The organism is Allofournierella sp. (assembly GCF_048388525.1).
In the GTDB taxonomy this organism is placed as follows: domain Bacteria; phylum Bacillota; class Clostridia; order Oscillospirales; family Ruminococcaceae; genus BQOK01.
On sequence record NZ_DBGCTQ010000081.1, the window covers coordinates 1 to 3,924 of the forward strand.

At 62.4% G+C, this 3,924-nt stretch carries 4 protein-coding genes and 1 pseudogene; all 5 read left to right on the plus strand.

Annotation, left to right across the window (positions count from 1 at the left end):
* A pseudogene (locus ACMLHZ_RS10055) lies at positions 1-606 on the plus strand (DNA mismatch repair protein MutL); the annotation flags it as partial.
* The gene (gene miaA, locus ACMLHZ_RS10060) at positions 590-1,528 is read left to right on the plus strand and encodes a tRNA (adenosine(37)-N6)-dimethylallyltransferase MiaA (protein WP_418667596.1); all 939 of its coding nucleotides are present in this window, start codon (positions 590-592) and stop codon (positions 1,526-1,528) included. The pseudogene ACMLHZ_RS10055 and the gene miaA, both read left to right, overlap by 17 nt.
* 51 nt (positions 1,529-1,579) lie before the next feature.
* Positions 1,580-2,794 (plus strand): HlyD family efflux transporter periplasmic adaptor subunit, encoded by a 1,215-nt coding sequence (locus ACMLHZ_RS10065; protein WP_418667597.1) that lies wholly within the window; start codon positions 1,580-1,582, stop codon positions 2,792-2,794.
* 137 nt (positions 2,795-2,931) lie between these two features.
* The gene (locus ACMLHZ_RS10070; RefSeq protein ID WP_177564181.1) at positions 2,932-3,375 is read left to right on the plus strand and encodes a cell division protein SepF; all 444 of its coding nucleotides are present in this window, start codon (positions 2,932-2,934) and stop codon (positions 3,373-3,375) included.
* Positions 3,362-3,924 (plus strand): YlmH/Sll1252 family protein (locus ACMLHZ_RS10075; protein WP_418667598.1); only part of this gene is annotated, 563 nt, incomplete at its 3' end. The genes ACMLHZ_RS10070 and ACMLHZ_RS10075, both read left to right, overlap by 14 nt.

The following is a 3,924-nucleotide window of genomic DNA, read 5'->3' on the forward strand; positions in this document are numbered from 1 at the left end:
AGCGCGCCGCCCGCCGCCCCCGAGGGGGAAGAGAGGGAGCCGCTGCAGTACATCGGCGAGGCGTTTAAAACCTACATTATCACACAGCGGGGCCGGGAGCTCTGCCTGATCGATAAACACGCTGCCCACGAGCGCGTGCTGTACGAAAAGCTGGCTGCCTCGTATGGGCAGGTGAGCAGCCAAATGCTGCTTGCGCCTGTTCCCGTGAACCTTTCCGCCGAGGAAAAACATGCCCTGGCAGAGCACGCGCAGCTGTTGGAAGCCGCGGGGGTGGAGGCAGAAGACTTTGGCGGCTCCACCGTGCTGGTGCGGGCGGTGCCGGCCGATGTGGAGGCGGGAGATGTGGAGGCCCTTGTGTGTGAGCTGGCGGCAAAGCTGGCGCGGGGCAGCAAAGACGCCATGAGCGAAAAGACCGAATGGGTCCTTCATTCCATCGCATGCAAGGCGGCGATCAAGGCGGGGGACCGCTCGGACCGCATGGAGCTGCTGCGCCTGGCGCAGGATATTTTAGACGGCAAGGTGCCCCCGTTCTGCCCTCACGGCCGGCCGGTGGTGTTGAAGCTGACGCAAAAGGAGCTGGAGAAGCAGTTTGGCCGAATGGGATAAACCGTGCCTGGCGGTGCTGGGCGGCCCCACCGCGAGCGGCAAGACGGGCCTGTCGGTGGCGCTTGCCCGCGCGTTCGGGGGCGAGATCGTGAACGCCGATTCCATGCAGATCTACCAGGGGCTGGATGTGGGAACCGCCAAGGTCACGGCGGCCGAGGCGCAGGGCGTGCCGCATCATCTGGTGGGGTTCCTTGCGCCGGAAAAGGCCTTCAGTGTGGCCGATTATGTGGAGGCCGCAGGGCGCTGCATCGTGGAGATCGCGGGCCGGGGCAGGCTGCCCTTTGTGGTGGGCGGCACCGGCCTTTATATTGAGAGCCTGCTGGAGGGCGTTCGCTTTGCGCCCCAGAAAGCCGACCCGGCGCTGCGCGCGGCCCTGGTGCAGCGCGCAGACCGGGAGGGCCCGGAGGCCCTTCACGCCGAGCTGCGCCGCATTGACCCTGCCTATGCGGCGGCAGTGCACCCGCATAACAAGGGGCGGGTGCTGCGCGCGCTGGAGCTCTATTATACCAGCGGGGTCACCATGACGCAGCAAAGGGAGGCCTCGCGCCCAGCGCAAAGGCCCTACAATGCGTTGGTGCTCTGCCTTGATTGGCCCCGCGGCCAGCTCTATGAGCGCATTGACCAGCGGGTGGACCAGATGCTGGACCGGGGCCTTTTGGCCGAGGCCGAGCTGGTATGGAAAAACCGCGAAAGCTACAAAACGGCGGCCCAGGCCATCGGCTACAAGGAGCTTTTTCCTTATTTTGAGGGGGCGGCGCCGCTGGAAGTGTGCGCGGCCAAGCTCAAACAAGCCAGCCGGAATTATGCCAAGCGCCAACTCACCTGGTTCCGCCGCATGGAGGGCGTGGTGTGGCTGGATGGCTCGGCGCCGGGGGTACAGCAGGCGGCGGAGCAAGCGATCCGGGGGCGCTTTGCGCTGTAATGCACAGAGCGCCGAAAAGGGAAAGCACTGAAAAGAGGGGAGGGCCTGCCTGTGCGCAGCTCAAAACATAAGATTGCCACCTTTGCCATTTTGCTGGTGCTGGCCGTGCCCGTGCTGTATCTGGCAAAACAGCTTTTTGCCATCCTGGACCGCCCGTATCAGACCGAGACCGCCATTGAGTACGATCTGTCCGACAGCCTGCTGTGCGAGGGATACCTCGCCTTTGACCAGGCGGAGGTGCCGGGCGGGGGCCTTTTGGGCTACCTGGTGGAGAATGGCGAAAGGGTGGCCCAGAACGGCCAGGTGGCTGAACAGTATACCGACGAATCCCAGGGGCGGGCCCGGCAGCGCCTTACCGAGCTGGACGCGCAGATTGAGCTGCTCAAAAAATCCGAGAACACGGCGGGCAGCGATGTGGACCTGCTGCTCACCCAGCGCCAGAGCTCTTTTTACGACCTTTTGGATCAGCTGGACAGCCAAAACTATCAGGGCGTGACCAGGCAGGCAAACGCATACCTGCTGGCTGTAAACCGCCTGCAGATCACGACCGGCGCGACCCGGGATTTTTCTGCCGCGCGCAGCCTTTTGGAAGAGGAGCGCCAGGCCGCGCTGGCCCAGCTTGGCAGCCCGGCGCCGGTCACGGCCCCCTCAGGCGGCTATTTTGTGGCTGCGGCGGCGGGGGAATGGCTGGAATACGATGTGGACCAGCTGGACGCAATGGGCGCGGCCGAGATTGCCGACGCGCTGGAAAGCGGTGCGGGCGTGCGCGCCATGAGCGGCGCGGGCAAGCTGGTGGGCAGTTACAAGTGGCGTTTTTATGGCGTGTGCACCCTGCAGGAGAGCAAAAAGTTCGAAAATGTGAGCAAGGTGAACCTGAGTTTCCCCGGTGAAGCCGAAAAAGTGCTGCCCGCCAAGGTGGAAAGCGTGACGGTGGACGAGGCCAGCGGCCTTGCCAAGGTGGTGCTGAGCTGCGAGTACGTGGGGGCCGATGTGCTGAGCCTTGCCAGGGGCAGCGCCAAGATCGATTTTGAGTCTTACCAGGGGGTGCGCATCAACGCGAAGGCCCTGCACATCGTGGACGGGGAAAAGGGCGTGTATGTAAAATATGGAAATCTGGCCCGCTGGCGCAGGATCACGGTGCTGTATCAAAACGAGGAATATATCCTGGTTCCCGAGGGCGGCAAGGTGGGCACCGAGAATGAGGTGCGTCTGTTCGATGAGGTGATCGTGGAAGGCAGTGATCTGCGGGACGGGAAAATGTTGTAAATAACGCAAAAAAACCGCTTTGTTTGTTGACAGAAACGCCAAAAAAAGCGATAATATATACTAACTGATGTTATAGGGTTTGCCAGGCTGTGTTCTGCTGTGTCCGGCCTTGGTAAACTGGAAGGAGCAAACGCGAGATGTTTGATAAAATCAAGGGCTTTTTAGGTGTGAACGACGACGAATACGATGATTACCCCGATGAAGATATGTTTCCCTCCCGCGCAAGCGCCCCGGTGGAAGACGATTACCCCCAGCCTGAGGTGACCGGCGGCAAGCGCAATAAAGTGGTCAACATCAATGCCACCACCCAGCTGCAGGTGGTTCTGGTCAAGCCGGAGCGGTTCGACGATGCCAGCACGGTGGCGGATCATCTGAACGCAAAGCGCACGGTGGTGCTGAACCTGGAATCCACCAACAAAGAGGTGTCCCGCCGGCTGGTGGACTTTTTGTCCGGTGTGGCGTACGCCAACAACGGCCAGATGAAACGGGTGGCCAACAGCACCTTTATTATCACCCCTTACAATGTGGATATCATGGGGGATCTGCTGGACGAGCTGGAGAGCAACGGTGTCTTCTTCTAACGGCGGGCGGGGGTTTTTGCCCCCGCAAAACGAGCAGGAAAAGCTGGTCATGCGCCGTGCGCAGGATCTCTTTCGGGCGGCCTGCGGCAGGGGTGCGGCGCGGTACAGCGGCTTTTTGAGCGACCGTGAACAGGCCCTTTGCCAAGCTGCGCTGAATGCGGCGGGCTGCGCGGAATATTCTTTTGAGGGCGGGCATCCCGCCGCGGAGCGGAAGCTGCTTTGCATCGAACCGGCGGGCGCTGTGAGCGCGCCGCCGATTTGTTGCGTTAAGCTGGAATGCGCTGTTCCCGCCGGGGCCGGGGCGCCCGCCCATAAAGATTATATGGGCTCGCTCCTGGGCCTGGGGCTCGAGCGAAGCTGCTTGGGCGATATTTTGCAGGACCCGGAGCACGCCGGCACCGCCTACGCGTTTTTGCTGGAAAGGGCGGCCGGGCTGGCATGCGCCGAGCTTGCCTTTGTGGGGCGCGTGGCCGTGAAGGTGCAGCAATGCGAGGGGCCGGCCGCCGCCCCGGAGCCTGCGCACCAAATGTGCAGCGCCACGGTGCCCTC

Bases quoted from the DNA above. Each gene is read 5' to 3' on its own strand.
- ACMLHZ_RS10070 (WP_177564181.1), top strand. From the start codon at position 2,932: ATGTTTGATAAAATCAAGGGCTTTTTAGGTGTGAACGACGACGAATAC.